This window comes from Streptomyces sp. NPDC046716, from assembly GCF_040645755.1.
Classification (GTDB): Bacteria; Actinomycetota; Actinomycetes; order Streptomycetales; family Streptomycetaceae; genus Streptomyces.
Genome location: NZ_JBEYYU010000004.1, coordinates 124,606 through 141,662, shown reverse-complemented (window position 1 = coordinate 141,662; position 17,057 = coordinate 124,606). Strand labels below are relative to the sequence as shown.

The 17,057-nt window shown below is 72.3% G+C and carries 12 protein-coding genes; 11 read left to right on the top strand and 1 reads right to left on the bottom strand.

Annotated elements, in window-relative coordinates; all coding sequences use genetic code 11:
• Nucleotides 1-178 precede the first annotated feature (178 nt).
• The 5 genes from ABZ930_RS04640 (at nucleotide 179) to ABZ930_RS04620 (ending at nucleotide 7,063) form a co-directional block, all read left to right on the top strand.
• Nucleotides 179-1,666: a chlorohydrolase family protein gene (locus ABZ930_RS04640; protein ID WP_361541374.1), complete on the top strand. Its 1,488-nt coding sequence runs from the start codon at nucleotides 179-181 to the stop codon at nucleotides 1,664-1,666.
• Nucleotides 1,663-2,343: a GntR family transcriptional regulator gene (locus ABZ930_RS04635; RefSeq protein ID WP_361541371.1), complete on the top strand. Its 681-nt coding sequence runs from the start codon at nucleotides 1,663-1,665 to the stop codon at nucleotides 2,341-2,343. The genes ABZ930_RS04640 and ABZ930_RS04635 overlap by 4 nt, the downstream gene beginning before the upstream one ends.
• Nucleotides 2,344-2,444: 101 nt before the next feature.
• Nucleotides 2,445-4,541 carry a DUF4139 domain-containing protein gene (locus ABZ930_RS04630; protein ID WP_361541368.1) on the top strand — a complete coding sequence of 699 codons (2,097 nt, stop codon included), beginning with the start codon at nucleotides 2,445-2,447 and terminating at the stop codon, nucleotides 4,539-4,541.
• Between the two features lie 6 nt (nucleotides 4,542-4,547).
• On the top strand, nucleotides 4,548-6,152 hold the full coding sequence (locus ABZ930_RS04625) for a mucoidy inhibitor MuiA family protein (protein WP_361541365.1): 1,605 nt from the start codon (nucleotides 4,548-4,550) through the stop codon (nucleotides 6,150-6,152).
• 119 nt (nucleotides 6,153-6,271) lie between these two features.
• On the top strand, nucleotides 6,272-7,063 hold the full coding sequence (locus ABZ930_RS04620; RefSeq protein WP_361541361.1) for an IclR family transcriptional regulator: 792 nt from the start codon (nucleotides 6,272-6,274) through the stop codon (nucleotides 7,061-7,063).
• A gap of 78 nt (nucleotides 7,064-7,141) precedes the next feature.
• Here the strand turns inward: ABZ930_RS04620 and ABZ930_RS04615 are convergent, their stop codons facing one another.
• Nucleotides 7,142-9,430, bottom strand: coding sequence for an FAD-dependent oxidoreductase (locus tag ABZ930_RS04615; protein ID WP_361541358.1), 2,289 nt, complete (start codon nucleotides 9,428-9,430; stop codon nucleotides 7,142-7,144).
• A 362-nt stretch (nucleotides 9,431-9,792) separates the two neighbouring features.
• Between ABZ930_RS04615 and ABZ930_RS04610 the strand changes: the two genes are divergently transcribed.
• The 6 genes from ABZ930_RS04610 to ABZ930_RS04585 all read left to right on the top strand — a co-directional run bounded on the left by ABZ930_RS04610 (nucleotide 9,793) and on the right by ABZ930_RS04585 (nucleotide 17,043).
• Nucleotides 9,793-10,722, top strand: a complete 930-nt coding sequence (locus tag ABZ930_RS04610) for a sugar ABC transporter permease (RefSeq protein ID WP_361541355.1) — start codon at nucleotides 9,793-9,795, stop codon at nucleotides 10,720-10,722.
• On the top strand, nucleotides 10,719-11,666 hold the full coding sequence (locus tag ABZ930_RS04605) for a carbohydrate ABC transporter permease (RefSeq protein ID WP_361541352.1): 948 nt from the start codon (nucleotides 10,719-10,721) through the stop codon (nucleotides 11,664-11,666). Before ABZ930_RS04610 ends, ABZ930_RS04605 begins: the two co-directional genes overlap by 4 nt.
• A 107-nt stretch (nucleotides 11,667-11,773) precedes the next feature.
• Complete coding sequence (locus ABZ930_RS04600; RefSeq protein WP_361541349.1) at nucleotides 11,774-13,075, top strand: extracellular solute-binding protein; 1,302 nt, start codon at nucleotides 11,774-11,776, stop codon at nucleotides 13,073-13,075.
• Between the two features lie 161 nt (nucleotides 13,076-13,236).
• Nucleotides 13,237-14,544, top strand: coding sequence for a BNR-4 repeat-containing protein (locus ABZ930_RS04595; protein ID WP_361541346.1), 1,308 nt, complete (start codon nucleotides 13,237-13,239; stop codon nucleotides 14,542-14,544).
• Nucleotides 14,545-14,625: 81 nt separating this feature from the next.
• A complete protein-coding gene (locus ABZ930_RS04590; protein WP_361541343.1) occupies nucleotides 14,626-15,471 on the top strand; it encodes an endonuclease/exonuclease/phosphatase family protein in 846 nt (281 codons plus the stop codon).
• Between the two features lie 96 nt (nucleotides 15,472-15,567).
• A complete protein-coding gene (locus ABZ930_RS04585) occupies nucleotides 15,568-17,043 on the top strand; it encodes an MFS transporter (RefSeq protein ID WP_361541340.1) in 1,476 nt (491 codons plus the stop codon).
• Nucleotides 17,044-17,057 lie beyond the last annotated feature (14 nt).

The window sequence follows — 17,057 nt, the reverse complement described above, 5'->3', positions numbered from 1 at the left end:
GATGGCGCGAAAGGGGTGACCGGATTTTGGTATACCGAGAGCCGGAACCAGGGTGCTTAGTGGGGCATTTCACCAAGCCGTCGCCTCGATGAAGATCAGCGGGCGACTTGCTCTTCCCTGGTCGGTATACCAACTCGTACGATCAGGACCGCACGGACCGTGAATCACAGGAGGCACTATGCGCACCCGCTGGCGCGCCCGGCACATCCTCGCCCACCAGGACGGCGGCCACGCGCTGCTGCGGGACGGCGAAGTGGTGTGGGAGGACGACCGCGTGGTCTACGTCGGCCCGCGCTACGACGGCGCCGTCGACGTGGAGCGCGACCTGGGCGAGTCCCTGGTGATGCCCGGACTCATCGACCTCGACGCGCTCACCGACGTCGACCATCTCGTCCTCGACTCCTGGGCCGGACCCGACCGGGCCAAGGGCCTGCAGTGGTCCCTGGACTACTTCGCCCAGCGGCGCCACGACGTGTTCACGCCGGACGAGCGGACGACCATCCGCACCTACGCCCTCGCCCAGCTCGCGCTGCACGGCATCACCACGTTCATGCCGATCGCCTCCGAGGTGCACAGCCGCTGGGCCGAGCCGTACGACGAACTCGTCGCGACGGCGGACGTCTCCCGCCGGATCGGTCTGCGCGGCTATCTCGGCCCCGCCTACCGCTCGGGCGTCAACGTCGTCCTGCCGGACGGCACCCGGGAGGTCGCCTTCGACGAGGCGGAGGGCCGTGCGGGGCTGCGCGACGCCGTCCGCTTCCTCGACCACCTCGACGCGCTCGGCGACCCGCTGCTCACCGGCGTCCTGCTGCCCTGCCGCATCGAGACCCTCACCGAGGAACTGCTCGCCGAGACGGCCCGCATCGGCCGCGAGCGCGCCGTCCTGGTCCGGCTGCACGCGCTCCAGGGCCTGGCCGAGCGCGAGATCATCCGGCGCCGCCACAACCTGACGCCGATCGAACTCCTCGACAAGCACGGCCTGTTGGGGCCGAACCTGCTCATCCCGCACACGGTCCTCCTCGACCGGCACCCGGCCGTCCACGGCGCGGACCGCGGCGACCTGGCCCGGCTCGCGGACAGCGGCATCTCGGTCGTCCACTGCCCGCAGACCTCGCTGCGCTACGGCGAGATGCTGCACTCCTTCCGCGCCTACCGCGAGGCGGGCGTGAACCTGTGCCTCGGCACCGACTCGTTCCCGCCCGACCTCGTCCGCGGGATGGACACCGGCGTGCACCTGGCGAAGATCGCCGACGGCCGCTCGGACGCCGCGCCCGCCGAGCACTACGTGGAGGCGGCCACGCTCGGCGGCGCCCGCGCGCTCGGCCGCGACGACCTGGGCCGGATCGCGCCCGGCGCGCAGGCGGACCTCGTCGCGTTCTCCCTGGACGACATCCGCGACGGCGTGCTCGACGACCCGGTCCGCACCTTCCTGCTCAACGGCACCGCGCGCCAGGCGACGGACTCCGTGGTCGCGGGCCGCCCTGTGCTCGTCGACGGCGGCCTGCCCGGCCTCGACCTGGACACGCTCCGGCACGACGCGCAGGCCCTGTTCGAGCGGATGCGCGCCGCCTACAGCGAGCGCGACACCGAACGCCGGGACACCGCGGCGCTCTTCCCGCCGACCTTCCCCGCGTTCCGCGAGGCCGGGCCGAAGGCGGGCGCGTGACGCTCGCCGAGGTGTCCGAACCGCCCGGCGCCTCGCACGTGGAGCGCACCGAGGAACTGATCCGGGCGGGCATCCACGCGGGCACCTACCTGCAGGGCAGCCGGCTGCGCGAACGCGAACTCGCCGAGGCCCTGGGAGTCTCGCGCGTCCCGGTGCGCGAGGCCCTGATGCGGCTGGCGGGCGACGGGCTCGTCGTCCTGGAGCCGCGCCGGGGCGCGCGGGTGCGCCGGCTCACCCTGCGCGACGTCGACGAACTCTTCGATCTCCGGCTGAGCCTCGAGGTGTTCGCGGCCCGCCGGGCGGCCGAGATCGTCGAGCGCGGCGGTGACCACGCCGGACTGCGCGCGGTGATGGCCGCGGCCGAGGCGGCGACCGGGCGGGGCGACGCGGCGGCCATCGCGGCCGCGAACACGGCCTTCCACGCCGAGCTGATCACGATGACGGGCAACCGTCTGCTGCAGTCCTCCTTCCAGCCCTCGCGCGGCCTGATGCACTGGCTGTTCCGCATCACCGCGACCGAGCGCGGCGCCGAGCAGCACTGCGCGGAGCACCGTCAGATCTGCGACGCGATCGGGGCGGGCCGGCCGCGTCTGGCGGAGGCGCTCACCTTCACGCACATCGACATCCGGCGGGCGCCCGTGATGACGGCGCTGGCCGCGGTGCTGCCCCCGGAGTGAACTCCCGCACGTCCGCAATCCCGTGTCCGGCCCGCTGACCACGGGCTACTCTTCGACCGAAGTCGGCGCCGTGCACGGCGGCGTACGGGAGGGGACACGCGATGACGGACGCGGCGGCACAGCCCTGCGCGCCTTGGGAATCGGAGCTCACGTCGGTCGTGGTGCACGCGCGCGGCGCGGTGTGCCGACGGCTCGCGCGGGGCGTCGTGCCGGCCGACGGCCGGGTGCGGGTGCGGGGTCTGCCACGGGTCCTCGACCCGCTGTCGCTGCGCGCGCAGGTCGTGGCCGGGCGCGACGTCCGGGTCACCGGTGCCCGCGTCGCCGTCGAGGCCGAGCCCCGCGCGGCCGGTGCGCCCGAGGACCTGGTCCGCGAGACGGAGCGGCTGACCGAGGAGTTGCACGGCGCCGAGGCCCGCAGGGACCGGCAGTTGCGCCGGATCGAAGAAGTCACCGGGCTGCGCCCGGTACCGCCGCCGCGCCGCCGCGAGGACCCGCACCGGCGCACGCCCGTCGACGCGTGGCTGCGCCTCGCCGAGTTCGTCGACGCACGCCTCACCTCACTGCACACCGAACTCACCTCCCTCGAAGAGCGGTTGCGCCGCGTCGAGCATGAACTCGCTCTCGCCCGGGACCGGTTGGCGCGCTCCTCGACCGACGCCCCGTCGACTCCCGTGCGCACCACGGTCTCCGCGGACCTCAGCCTGCGGGTCACCGGGACCGGTGCCGATGCCGGAGAGGACGCCGGGGCCGCCCCCTCGGAGATCGAGATCGAGATCGAGTACCGGGTTCCGGGGGCGATCTGGGTGCCCTCCTACCGGTTGACGCAGCGTCAGGGCGAGAGCGGCGGGCGGCTCGTGCTGCGGGCCTCGGTCGCGCAGCGCACGGGCGAGGACTGGACCGGCGTCCGGCTCGGTCTGTCCACCGCCGATCTGCACCGGCCGACCGGGGTGCCGGTGCTGCGGTCGGTGCGGATCGGCCGCCGTCAGCCGGCCCCGGCGCCGTCCGGCTGGCGGGAGCCGCCGACCGGGCTCGCGGGGCTGTTCGCCGGGTACGACGCGGCGGGGCCGAGTCCCGCCGCGCAGCCGCGGGGGCTCGCACTCGCCGGATCCGCCGAGGCGGCGCAGGCGCCGGTGTACGCGGGTTCCGCGCCCCGGGCGGCGGGCCCGGCCCGTTCCCGCGCGGCCGGGCGACCGAAGACGCCCGGCGCCCCGCAGGCCCCGGCCGCCGCTCCCCCGCCGCCCCCGCCGCCTCCGGCTCCCGCTGCTTACGGCGGTCCGGTCCCCGCGGCTCCCGGCGGTCCGATGCCCGCTCTCGCCGGTGCCGCTCCCGCTCCGCCACCGCCGCCTCCGCCGCCCGGTCCGCCGCGGCCGAGCGCCGCCGAACTCGACTACGCCGACCTCGTTCTGGCCGGTCCCGACGCGCCGGGCGGTGGCCGGGGGCTCCTCGCGCCGGGGACCCCGGCGGACCCGGTGGCCGCCGAGCACCGGCGCCGCGCGGAATCGGTGGGCTCGCTGCCGCTCCCCGCGTGCGCGGTGCGGCCGCGCGAGTCGGCCGGTTCCTTCGACCATCGCTACGACGCCGAGGGCCCCGCCGACATCCCCTCGGACGGCACCTGGCACACCGTCACCGTCGCGGAACTCCCGGTCGGTCTGCGCACCGAGTACCTGTGCGTGCCGTCCGTCGAGGAGACGGTGTACGCGACGCTGGTGCTCACCAACGCCACCGACCGGGCGCTGCTCGCCGGGCCGGTGGACGTCACGGCCGACGGTGAACCTCTGCCGACGACCGCGCTGCCCACCGTCGCCCCGGGCGGCACCGGCCGGATCGGGCTCGGGCCCGCCGAGGCGGTCCGGGTGAGCCGGCGCACCGAACTGCGGGAGTCCACGGCCGGGCTGCGGTCGACCACCACCGTCCTCGACCACCGGATCCATGTGGAGCTGGCCAACCGGCTGTCCCGCCCGGTCGCCGTGGAGGTCCGCGAGCGCGTGCCCGTCACCTCGCAGGCGGACGTGCGGGTGGAGGAACGGGCCGACTGGGCGGCCCCCGAGGACGGCCGCGACGCGGCCGAGCGGCATGTCCCCGGCACCCGGCTGTGGCGGGTGGACGTGCCCGCGGGCGGCACCGCCGTGCTCGACGGCGGGTACGAGATCCGGATCCCGGCCGCCAAGGCCCTCACCGGCGGCAACCGGAGGAGCTGACCCGCCATGAACGCATCCACCGCACCCTCTTCTTCCGATTCCGTCCCGCCCTCCGCGGCGGAGGCGGTCCCCCTGCCGGTCACCGCGGTGACCTGTCTGGAGGACCGCGCGCACATCGAGCGGTCCGCCGAACTCTCCCTGGACGCCGGTGTGCGGCGGTTGCGGCTCGGGCCGGTCAGCGCCCTGGCCGTCGACCGCAGCCTGCACGCCGAACTCACCGCGGGCCCCGACGGCGCCACCGTCCTCGACGTCCGTCTGGTGCGGGCCTGGACGCCCCGCAGCCCGGAGCCGCCCACCGCCGACGACTCACCGCTGCGGCTGCGGCAGCACGCCCTGGGCGAGGAGCAGCGGACCCTGGAGCAGCGCCGCGACCGGCTCATGGCCCGCCTCGACCTGCTGAGCGGACTCGCCGCCGATCTGCTGCGGGAGATCGGCGAGGGCGCGGGGTTCGGCGAGGCCGAACCGGAGCGCTGGGCGGCCGAGTTGGACCGGCTCGACGCCGAGCGGGCGACGCACGAGGACGATCTCGGCTCCACAGCGGCTCAGTTGGGCGTGGTCAGGGCGGAGCTGTCGTACGTCCAGAGCGCGCTGGACCTCGCGGAGGAGGAGCCGCCCGAGCTCGCGGCCCACGTCGAACTGACGGTGCGCTCCCCTACGGCGGGCCCGGCCGCACTGCGGCTCACCCATCTCACGCCGTGCGCGCTGTGGCGCCCCGCCTACCGGGCGACGTCGGCCGGCGGGGAGCTGACGCTGCACACCGACGCGATGGTGTGGCAGCGCACCGGCGAGGACTGGACCGACGTCCGCCTGACGCTGTCGACCGCCCGCTCGTCGCTCGCCGCCGGCCCGCCGCGGCTGGTCGAGGACCTGCTCACCCTGCGCGACCGGTCCACCGCCGAACGCCGGGCCGTGGAGATCGAGTTGCGCGAGGAGGAGATCACCGGCGTCGGCCCCGCGCAGGTGCCCGGCCTGCCGGGCGTGGACGACGGCGGGGAGGTGCGTGTGCTGCGCGCCCCCGCTCCCGCCTCGGTGCCCGGCGACGGGCGCGCCCACCGCGTGCCGCTGACCACCGCCGTGTCACCCGCGCGCAGTGAGCACGTCTGCGCTCCGGAGCTCTCCCCGCTGGTCACCGAGGTCGTACGGTTCACCAACACGGCGGGCCACGCGCTGCTCGCCGGCCCCGTGGAGCTGATCCGCGACAGCGGTTTCACCGGCCGCGCCTCCCTGGACTTCACGGCGCCCGGTGCCGCCCAGGAGCTCGCGTTCGGCAGCGCCGACACCTATCGGGTGACCCGGGAGGCCGAGGAGTCCCGGAGTACCGCGGGCCTGACCCAGCGCACCGTCGTCACCCGCACGGTACGACTCCACCTGTCCCGGTTCTCCGCGCCGGGCGAGACGGGCGACCGGGTGATCGCGGTGCGCGAGCGGATCCCGGTGTCCGAGGTGTCGGACGTCGAGGTCCGGCTCCGCAAGGAGTCCTGCTCTCCCGCCCCGGACACCCTCGACGCCGAGGGCATCGCCCGCTGGGACGTCACCCTCCCGCCGGGCGGCCGGCGCACGGTGACGCTGGTGTACGAGGTGTCGGCGAGCGCGAAGGTGAGCGGCCTGTGACCGGGTGCCGCACACCGTCGTCAGCAGGCAGGGTTTGAGCTGGCAGAACCGCTGACAGACCGGGCTTACGCGATATGCTGATGCAGATAGTGCAAGCCATTTGCAGAACGAGGAGGGTCATGGCTACTCGGGCGACCGACGCCGGGACGAACCAGAGCGTCGAACGAGCGGTCTCGGTGCTGCGCGCACTGGACTCGGGCCGCGCCGAGCTGCGTGTGTCCGATGTCGCCGAACTCACCGGCCTCGGCTCCTCCACCACGTCCCGGCTGCTGTCCACCCTCGAGCGCCTGGACATGGTCGAGCGCGACCCGGTCAGCAATCTGTACCGGATCAGCCTGGGCACCCTCCCGCTCGCGACCACGGCGGCGAACCGCCATCCCGTGCACCGGGCGGCCCGCATGGTCCTCCAGGACCTCGCCGCCCGCACCGGTCTCGGGGCCAATGTGGCCGTCCGGCGCGGTTCCGAGCTGATGTTCCTGTGCAACTTCGAGGGCACCCGCGCCCCCAAGTCGTACACCCAGGCCGGGCACACCGCGCCGCTGCACGCCACCAGCATCGGCAAGTGCCTGCTCACCGGGCTCACGCCCAAGGAGCGGCGCAGGCTGCTGCCCGAGCCGCTCGCCGCGCACACCGACTACACGACGACCAGCCACGATCTCCTGGACACCGAGATCGACTCCGTGCGCCGCTCCGGCTACGCGACCGAGGCCGAGGAGCGCGCGCTGGGCCGGGCCTCGCTGGCCGCGCCGGTCCGCGACGCCTCGGGCGACGTCGTCGCCGCCATCTCGCTGTGGGGCCCCACCTCGGTCCTCGGTGACCACGGCACGGAGGCGGACGGGCAGCGGCAGACCCTCACCCGTGAGGTCATCGAGGCCGCCGACGCCATCAGCCAGGCGCTCGGCGCGCTCTGAGCGGCGGACCTCGCGGGAAGGGGCCCGGCCCCGGTCGTTCGACCGGGGCCGGGCCCCTTCCCGTGGTGCGGCCGCGGCCTACTCGCCGAACGCCTTGAAGGCGATCACGTGGGCGCGCCGCGCCCCGTGCGTCGCGTCGACGACGATCCGCAGCGCGTCGGTGCGCACGGGACCGCCGTCGGCGGCGGCGAGCGGGTGCACGCGGTGGCGGCGGCGGTTGCCGGTGACCGTGAGGAGGGTGTGCCAGGTGCCGTCGGCGTCGCGGCTCTGGAGGCGGTAGTCGCGGACCAGTTCCGGCATCACCTCGAACGGGGTGCGGTGCCGGTGGAGGTTGTTGAGGTACTCGTCGACGTCGTCGTCGAACACCACCCGCGCCTCGGTGAGCCGCTGCTCGCGGTCCCATTCGAGACGCAGCCACTCCTCGTCGGCCGACGGCTCGGAGACCCACATCTGCGGGCCGCCGTAGGCGCGCTGGAACCCTCCGACGGTCCGCTCGGGGCGGAACGCGGCCGTCTCCGGGTGCGCCCGGAACGCGAAGGTCCGCCGGCGCAGCCCGCGGGCCTGCCACTCCAGGACCAACTGGCCGTCCTCCTCCGGGATGTCGTGGTCGACGGCCGCGTCGCCCTCGACGCGGCTGCGCAGCGCGAGCACCCCGTCGGTGCGCTCGGGCACGAGGACGAGCGCCGCGTCCGGCTCGGCCCGCACGATGACGACGACGTTCTCGGGGCTCTGCGGGTGATGGTCGAAGCGGGCCGTGACCCAGTGCGGGCCGTCGGCCGGTACGGTCACGGTGGTGGTCCGCAGATGCTCGACGGGGACGGCGTTCTCGGGGCGGCCGGTGCCCCACAGTTCCACGGTCAGCTCGCGCTCCGCGCCGTCGGCGGCGCCGTGGACGAGCAGGTCGACGGTGTCCAGGGCCGGGTCGGCCGGCAGCAGCAGCGCCAGGTCGCGGGTGAGCGGGTGGGGCTCGCCGGGCGCCTCCTCGGTCGGTTCGGCGGCCAGGTGGGCGAGGTGGCCGGCGGCGCTGACGCGGGCGGTGCGGGCCAGGTTGTCGGGGTCGTCGTCGGCGAGGCCGATGACGGAGGCGTCCTGGCGCAGCAGCGCACGGCGCACCAGCTCGGGGCGCTTGGTGGCCAGCTCGCGCGGGCTCAGGCCCTCGCCGACGCAGAGCGCGGCGGCGGTGCCGGCCGCCTCGCCGATCGTGGCGCAGGTGGCCATGACCCGGGTGGCGCCGAAGGCGATGTGGGTGGCGGAGATGTTGCGCCCGGCGAACAGCAGGTTGGTGACGTTCACCGAGTACAGGGAGCGCAGCGGGATGTGGAAGACGCCGTCCGCGTAGCGCTGGCGGGCGCCGGGCTCGTCGGCGTACATGCCCTGGACGGGGTGGAGGTCGACGGACCAGCCGCCGAAGGCGATCCGGTCGGTGAACTGCCGCTGTTCGAGGATGTCCTGCTGGGTGAGGACGTAGTCGCCGAGGAAGCGGCGGTACTCGCGCTTGCCGGGCAGGGAGCCGACCCACTCCATGGTGAGGTTCGCGGCGTCGGGGAACTCGCCCGAGTTCTTGATGTGGTCCCAGATGCCCATGATGACGGCCTGGAGTTCGTCGCGGATCCGCTCGTTGTCGTGGACGGTGTCGAGCTCGCCGCCCCATTCGATCCACCAGTAGTCGCAGCCGTTGTCCCCGGTGCGCAGGATCCGGTTGCGCAGGATGGGTGTGGTGGTGAGGTCCCGGGCGTAGGCGGGCGGCACGAACTTCACGGGGTGGCCCGCGTCCTTGGTGTGGAACAGGATCGTCGAGCCGAGCAGCGCCTCGTCGCCCTCCTCGGGGGCCCACGGCTCGTCGAACTCCGCGCGGGCCTCGCGGCCGATGCGGTAGCGGGCGCCGGCGAGGTGGCCGAGGAGGCCGTCGCCGGTGCAGTCGAGGAACTGCTGGGCGTTGAAGGTGATGCGCCGCTCGGAGCCCATCATCCAGCCGGTGCAGGAGTGCACCTCGCGGGCGTCGTCCGGGCCGCTCGCGTCGACCTCGCGCACGTCGGTGTTGAGGTAGAGGTCGATGTTGGGTTCGGCGAGGACGGCGTCGAGCACCACCTGGTCCCAGTAGTACGGGTTGCCCTCGGGGTTGCGGAACTGGTTCTCGGTGTACAGCTCGCCCATGATGCCGGTCTCGCGCGCCCACCGGTGCACGCCGTGTGCGGTGGCGCCGCAGACCCAGACGCGGACCTCGCTGCTGGCGTTGCCGCCGAGCACCGGACGGTTGTTGACCAGCGCGACGCGTCGGCCGAGCCGGGCCGCGGCGATCGCCGCGCAGGTCCCCGCCAAGCCGCCGCCGATGACGGCGATGTCGTAATGGACCTCTTCTTCCCGCACGGAGCGGCCTCCCTGGTGTGACGGTGCGACGCGATGTGACGCGCGGATACTCCCCGCCGGAACGGGGCGGCCTCGAACGTACATCACATGCATATTGTGCAACCACTGTTCAGCCAGTGGGATCCGTTGTAAGTTTCCGACGCAGCCGCGGACACGGCTGGCACGAGCCGCTTTTGTAAGTTCATGGCAGGTGGGGCGAGTTCGCCGGTCCTGCGCAGAACCGGCGATTCACCGACCAAAAGGGTTGACGCCGTCGCACGATATGGAGAACGATCCCGCATGCTGCAACTTGCGTTCAATGGAGCATGGATGGCGTTCACACAGGGCCCCGGCGCTCCCGCCCCGTTCGAGAGGACACACCCATGAGTACCGCCGCACCTCCCCGGAAGGTCACTCCACCCCGCGAGCGGACCGGCGGAAAGCTCTCCAACGGCGCGTTCGCCCTCCTGCTGACCGCACCGGGACTCGCCCTCTTCGCGGCGATCATCATCTATCCGCTGATATCGGCCCTGTTCACCGGTTTCTTCAAGCAGGACCTGCGGCTGCCGGGCCGTGAGTTCGTCGGCCTGGAGAACTTCACGTACTGGCTGGACGGTGACTTCCTCACCATCCTCAAGCAGACGCTGATCTTCACCGTCGGCGCGACGATCGTCCCCTTCGTGATCGGCTTCGCCCTCGCCCTCGCCCTCAACACGGGCCTCAAGGGCAGCGGCTTCATGCGCGGCCTCTTCCTCTTCCCCTGGGTGATCCCGGGCGTCGTGGTCTCCTTCCTCTGGATGTGGATCTTCAACGCCAACTACGGCGTCCTCAACGGCATCCTCATGAAGGCCGGCCTCATCGAGGACTCGGTCTCCTGGCTGGGCCAGCCCGGCACCGCCATGCTCGCCGTGATCATCACCAAGACCTGGGCCAGCTTCCCCTGGATGATGGTGATGCTCCTCGCCGGTCTGCAGACCGTGCCCAAGGAGCTGCACGAGGCGGCCTCGATGGACGGCGCGGGCTCGATCCGGCGCTTCTTCAACGTCACCTGGCCGCAGGTGCGCGGAGTGGCCTCGATCGTGCTGCTCCTGGAGTTCATCTGGAACTTCCAGCACTTCGACACCATCTACGTGCTGACCGGCGGCGGTCCCGCCGGATCCACCGAGACCTTCGCGACCGCCGTCTACCAGACCGCCTTCAAGGGCTTCGACATCGGCCGCGCGACCGCGCTGGGCGGGCTGTGGATGCTGCTCCTGCTCGTTCTCGTCGTCGTCTACCTCAGGATCACCGAGCGGAAGGGCGACGCCCGATGACCACCACGGCCCCCATGACCTCCACCACCCGGCCGACCGGCACCGACGAGCCGTCCGGCACCGGCGCGGCGCACACGCCCTCCGCCACCACCGGGCACACCTCGCGCCGCCGGATCCGCAAGGACGTGCTGCGCTCGCGGATCGCCGCCTGGACCGCGGTCGTCGTCATCGGCTGCTTCGGCCTGCTGCCGGTGTACTGGCTGCTCGCCACCGCGCTGAGCACGCCCGAGTCGACGTTCCAGTTCCCGCCGAAGCTGATCCCCACCGATCTCACGCTGGACAACTTCACGGCCCTCGCCGAGAACGACCAGTTGATCAAGTACCTGGTCAACTCCATGATCGTCGCCACCATCACCGCCGTCCTGAGCGTGATCGTCGCCACGTACATGGGCTACTCGTTCTCGAAGTTCCGCTACCGCGGCCGGCGCTCGCTGATGCACATGGTGCTGGCGTCGCAGATGTTCCCGCAGGCGCTGCTGCTGGTGACGCTGTACGCCGTGTTCTCCAGCTTCGGCCTGCTCAACACGTACACCGCGCTGGTGCTGTCGTTCACGACGTTCACGATGCCGCTGTGCGTGTGGATGCTGAAGGGCATCTTCGACACCATTCCGGACGCGCTCCTCGAAGCGGCCTCGATCGACGGCGCCTCCCGCTGGCGCACGCTGCACTCCATCGTGGCGCCGCTGGCCGCGCCCGGCATGATCGCCGCGGGGCTCTTCGCCTTCGTCCGCGGCTGGAACGACTTCATCTTCGCGGTGACCCTCGCCGACAAGGAGAAGCAGACACTGCCGCCCGGCCTGGTCTCCACCTACATCGGCGAGTTCCAGACGGCGTGGCCCGAGCTGATGGCCGCCTCCCTGGTCGTGTCCGTCCCGGTGGTCGTCGCCTTCATGTTCCTTCAGCGGTATCTGGTCGGCGGCATGACCGCGGGCTCGGTCAAGTAGCCACCCGGAGAGATCCGCAGCCCCCGAAGCCTCAGCTGAACCCGCGCGGGCCCCGCCCGCACGCGCCCCCACACTTCCCTTCCGTTCCACTCCCCCATGGAGACACCATGACCACCAATGGCATCAGCCGGCGCGGCGCCCTGCGCATGTTCGGTATCGGAGCGCTCGGTGTGGCGGGCGCGGGCGTGCTCGGCGCCTGCGCGCCGTCCGGCGCCAGCACCTCCTCCAACGGCGGCGACACGAAGTCGAAGAACTTCGACTTCACCTCCTGGTCGCTCAACGAGGAGGCCGCCAAGCCCTCGATCGAGAAGATCATCAAGGCGTGGGAGACGGAGCAGAAGTCCAAGATCCGCGCGGTCTCGTACCCGTACAACGAGTACCTGAGCCAGCTCACCCTGAAGCTCGGCGGCGGGGAGACCACGGGTGCGGTGCACCTGGACATCGCCTGGCTCGCCGCGGTGGCGCAGATGGGCAAGCTCGCGGACCTGGGTTCCGTGGCGGGCAAGGGCGGCTACACCGATGTGGCGCTGAACAGCGGCAAGTACGACGGCAAGCAGTACGGCCTGCCGTGGAACACCGGCTCGATCGGCGTGATAGCCAACTCCAAGCTCCTGAAGAAGGCGGGCATCGACAAGCAGCCCACCACCGTCGAGGAGTTCGAGGACGCGCTGCGTGAGCTGAAGGGCCTGGGCGGCGGGGTCGTGCCCTACGCGGCGGCGACCAAGGTGGCGCAGCTCAAGGACATCTTCCCGTGGATGCAGACCTTCGGCTGCAAGCTCCTCGACGGCGACAAGGTGACCATCGGTGACGACGCCTCGATCGACGCGGTCACCTGGTACAAGAAGCTGCACGACCAGAAGCTGATCGCCGCCGACGTGGACCGCTTCGACGCGCGCGCCCTGTTCAGCCAGGGCAAGGCGGCCTTCTACGACGACGCGATCATCGGCAAGGGCGTCACCTCCGCGCAGTCGAAGGACAAGACGCTCGCCGACGCGATGCAGCCGATGCAGCGCCCGGTGCTGAAGGCCGGCGACACCCCGCAGGCGCTGCTGTGGGGCGGCGTGATCGCGATCGTGAAGGGCAAGGGCCAGGACGCGGCGACGGACTTCGCACTGCACGCCACCACCGACCCGGAGACGATCGCCCAGTACTTCGTCGAGCGCGCCCTGCCGCCGTCGACGACCGCCGGTCTGGCCGACCCGAAGGTCGCCAAGGACACGTTCACCACCGAGTGGACCGAGAAGATCACCAGGACGGCGACGGGCAGCCCGTTCTGGCAGTTCGCGCAGAACGCCCAGATCGAGGAGGCCGTGGCCAAGCAGGTCCAGGCCGTCCTCGTCGGCAAGTCGAAGCCGAAGGACGCGATGAAGGCGGCCGCCGAGGAGGTCACCGACCTCATCAAGCGCTGACCTCGTCCAGCGCTGACCCGGCACACGCCAGGGCCCGGTGAACGTCGCACGGCCGTCACCGGGCCCTTCGCCGTCCGCACCCGCCCGTCTCCTCCCCCCTATGACCAGGCCCTCGGGCCACTCCTGTTCGGCACCTCACCGCACCCGCGAAGGAGTTCACCATGAGACGACCCACGGTCCGCACGTACGCCGCGGCGACGGCAGCCGTCGCCGCCCTGCTGATGCCCGTATCGGCCGCGAGCGCCGACAGCACGGCGAGTGCGGCGGCAGCGGCGGCGACCGTCGAGAAGGTCCCGTACGCGATGGACTCGTCGAACCAGGCCGCCTGGTGGACCCCGGCCGCCACGTACAAGGGCCGCGGCCAGTACACGTACTTCGCGTTCAACGAGCCCGGTACGACCGCCGCCACGCACCGGCCCGCGATCGCCCGCCGTGACCCGGACGGGGTGTGGAGCCGGCTGCCGCTGCTGAACGGCGACGGGCAGCAGGCCGAGTTCGCCGACGACAACGGCCACAACCAGCCGTCCGTGGCGCGCGACGGCAGCGGACGGCTGCACGTCTTCACGTCGATGCACTGCGACTCCTGGCGCTACTTCCGCACCACGGCGCCCGGCACGGACGTGACCGACCACGCGGGCGAGCTGCCCGACCAGGGCCAGGGCATCACCTACCCGGTGCTGACCACCGCGCCCAACGGCGACCTCTATCTGGCCGCCCGCGTCGGCTGCGGCAACGCGCAGCGCGACGGCAAGCTCTACCGGTGGAACAACGCCGCGAGCACCTGGAGCGTGGTGGCCACCTTCGGCTCCGCGCTGAACCGGTCGGTCTACCCCGACGACCTCACCGTCGACGCCTCCGGGCGCGTGCACCTGCTGTACGAGTGGGCCAAGGCACCGGCCTCGGCCTGGCGCCACCAGCTCTCCTACCTGCGCTACGACCCGGCGACCGGCGGCTTCGCGGACCACGACGGCGCCGCGGTCACCCTGCCGACCACGCCCGACACCTCCGACGTGATCCAGGGGCTGACCACGGGCGAGGAGTGGAGCATCGACAACGCCGGGTACACCGGCGCGACGGTGCAGAGCGCGAAGCTGACCCTCGACGGTGACACCCCGAAGGTCGCGTACCGCTACCGGTCGGCCGACAGCGGCGGCAACTTCGTCGTGTACTACGCCTACCCGAGCGGCACCGGCTGGCTCCGCAAGACGGTGTACGCGGGCGGCCAGACCAGCGCGGCCCTCGGCATCACGTGGGACGAGACGGACGGCAAGCGGATCTACTACGTGAAGTCGTCCGGCACCGACCGGGCCTTCGCGGCGACGCAGGCGGCGGACGCCTCCTGGACCGCCGAGTCCGTGGCACCGGGCGTGAGCGCGGACCGGCTGGCGGTGCGGCGCGACTCGGACGGGAACGACGTGCTGTACCTTCCGGACACCGCGCACAATGCGCTGTACTACGGGGTGCGTTAGCCACCCCGTCCACCGCGGGCCCGGGTCGACCGCACGTCGCCTTCTGTGATGGCATGAGCGTCCACGTCCGAGGAGGCGCCGGTGCTCGGCAGGAACACACGATGGGTCGCGGGCGGTCTGGCCCTGGTCTGTCTGTTGCTGATCGGTCCCGGCGCGCCGCGCGACGACCAGCCCGTCGCCGAACCGCTGCCCGCCGGCGCGGCCACGGAGATCGTGCCGAACCGGGTCATGACCTGGAACATCTGCAATCCCTGTCGCGGCGCGGGCCAGAACCTCGGCCGCGCCGCCGACATCGCCACGTACGCGCCGCAGGTCGTCGGCCTGCAAGAGGCGTGCGTCCGCGATGTCGAGCAGATCAGGACCGACCTCGAGCACGTGTACGGGCTCGTCTACCACGTCACGTACGGTTCGGTGCTGCGGAACTGGAGCCGCTGCGGCGGACTGCCCTGGCACGCCGGCGGCTACGGCCAGGCGATCCTGTCCGCGGCGCCGGCGACGGACGCCGTGACCGTGGAGTATCCCGACGGCGGTTCCGAGGACCGCGGTTTCATGGCGGTCACCACCGAGGTGGCCGGCCGGCCGGTGCGCGTCTTCAACACCCATCTCGCCGAGCGGCGTCAGGAAGCGGTCCGCGCGCGGCAGGTGCCGGTGCTCGCCAAGGAGGTAGAGCGCCACGACCGGGCGATCGTGCTCGGCGACTTCAACGCCGTGCCGGGCTCCCCCGAGCTCCGTCCGATGTGGCCGCTGGCGACGGACGCCGATCCCCGGTGCGGCCCCTCGGCGGACGAGGTCTGCGAGCCGACGACCGACTGGCAGAGCCGGTTCGACTACGTCTTCCTGCGCGGCATCGAGTCCCGCGCCCACCGGGTGCGGCCGAGCGAGCACTCCGACCACCACCAGCTCTACGCGGATCTGGCCCCGCTCTGATCGCACGCGTGACCGCCATACGGACAGGCGGACGACGACATTCCGTTTGGTGCATACGATTCCGCGAACCGTCCCGCACCATCCCGGAAGGCGCTCGTGAGTTCCACCCCTCCCCCACACGCCCCGTCCGTCGCGGCCCCCGCAGACCCCGCCACGGTGGCGATCCGCTCCGCCGCCGATGTCTCCGACCTCGTCAACTCCGGCACGGCCAGCGGCCGGCACGCCAAGATGATCGTGGTGATCGCGCTCGGCGGCATCTTCCTCGACGCGTACGACCTGAGTTCGCTCGCGTACGGACTGCCCGACATCACCCGCCAGTTCGGGCTCAGCTCCGCGATGGCCGGTACGGTCACCGCCTCGATCAGTGTCGGTTCGCTGCTCGGCGCGCTGCTCGGCGGCTGGCTGGTCGACCGAATAGGCCGCTACCGCGTCTTCATGGCCAACATGGTCTTCTTCGTCGTCACCGCGCTGGTGTGCGCGGTCGCGCAGGACGTGTGGACGCTGATCGTGGCGCGGTTCGTGATGGGCATCGGCGTCGGCATGGACATCCCGGTCGCCATCGCCTTCCTCGCCGAGTTCTCCCGGCTGCGCGGCAAGGGCAGCAAGGGCTCGCGCACGGCGGCCTGGTCGCCCGCCTGGTACACCGCGACCAGCGGCTGCTACCTGGTGATCATGTTCCTGTACTTCGTGCTGCCGGACGCCCACCTGGGCTGGCTGTGGCGGTTCACCGTCGGCTTCGGCGCGGTGCCCGCGCTGATCGTGATGCTGCTGCGCCGCCGCTACATGAACGAGTCGCCGACCTGGGCCGCCGAGCAGGGCGACCTGGAGTCGGCGGCCCGGATCCTGCGGGAGTCGTACGGGGTGGACGCGCGCGTCGCCGACGACGTCCCGGCGCGGGCGCCCCGCCCGCCGCGGCCCGGGCTCGCCTCGTACGCCCGCCTGTTCACCGGCCCGTACCGCGCCCGCACCGTGCAGTCGGTGGCCGTCGGTCTCGCGGAGACCTTCGGCTACAACGCGGTCGCCTTCGGGCTGCCGATCATCATCGCCACGCTGATGACCCAGGGCCCGCTGACCACGATCGCGTCCTCGTTCACCCTGAACCTGGTCTTCGCCCTGACCGGCGGTCTGCTCGGCATCCGCTGGGCGTCGACGCGCGGCGCCTGGCCGATGATGACGCTCGGCTTCGCGATCCAGCTCGTCGCCATCACCGTGCTCGCCCTGATCGGGCGGCCGTCCGGCACGGCCGTCGTCACGGCGGGCATCCTGATGCTGGGCGCCTTCATGTTCGCGCAGGGCTTCGGCCCCGGCGCGCACATCATGAGCTACGCCTCGCTGGGCTTCCCGACGTCGATGCGCGGCGTCAGCATCGGCTTCAACCAGGCGGTGCTGCGGCTCGGTTCGACGCTGACGCTGTTCTTCTTCCCGATCCTCAGCACCAGGCTCGGCACGCACGTGTACTGGGTGATCCTCGGCGCGCCCGTCCTCGGGCTCGTGGCGCTGCTCGTGAAGCGGTGGGAGCCGGTGGGCTTCGACGCGGACGCCGAGGAGCGGGCGCTGGCGGTACGCGGCTGACGCGTGGGTCCGAC

Bases quoted from the DNA above. Each gene is read 5' to 3' on its own strand.
- ABZ930_RS04640 (WP_361541374.1), top strand. From the start codon at position 179: ATGCGCACCCGCTGGCGCGCCCGGCACATCCTCGCCCACCAGGACGGC.
- ABZ930_RS04630 (WP_361541368.1), top strand. From the start codon at position 2,445: ATGACGGACGCGGCGGCACAGCCCTGCGCGCCTTGGGAATCGGAGCTC.
- ABZ930_RS04625 (WP_361541365.1), top strand. From the start codon at position 4,548: ATGAACGCATCCACCGCACCCTCTTCTTCCGATTCCGTCCCGCCCTCC.
- ABZ930_RS04620 (WP_361541361.1), top strand. From the start codon at position 6,272: ATGGCTACTCGGGCGACCGACGCCGGGACGAACCAGAGCGTCGAACGA.
- ABZ930_RS04610 (WP_361541355.1), top strand. From the start codon at position 9,793: ATGAGTACCGCCGCACCTCCCCGGAAGGTCACTCCACCCCGCGAGCGG.
- ABZ930_RS04605 (WP_361541352.1), top strand. From the start codon at position 10,719: ATGACCACCACGGCCCCCATGACCTCCACCACCCGGCCGACCGGCACC.
- ABZ930_RS04600 (WP_361541349.1), top strand. From the start codon at position 11,774: ATGACCACCAATGGCATCAGCCGGCGCGGCGCCCTGCGCATGTTCGGT.
- ABZ930_RS04595 (WP_361541346.1), top strand. From the start codon at position 13,237: ATGAGACGACCCACGGTCCGCACGTACGCCGCGGCGACGGCAGCCGTC.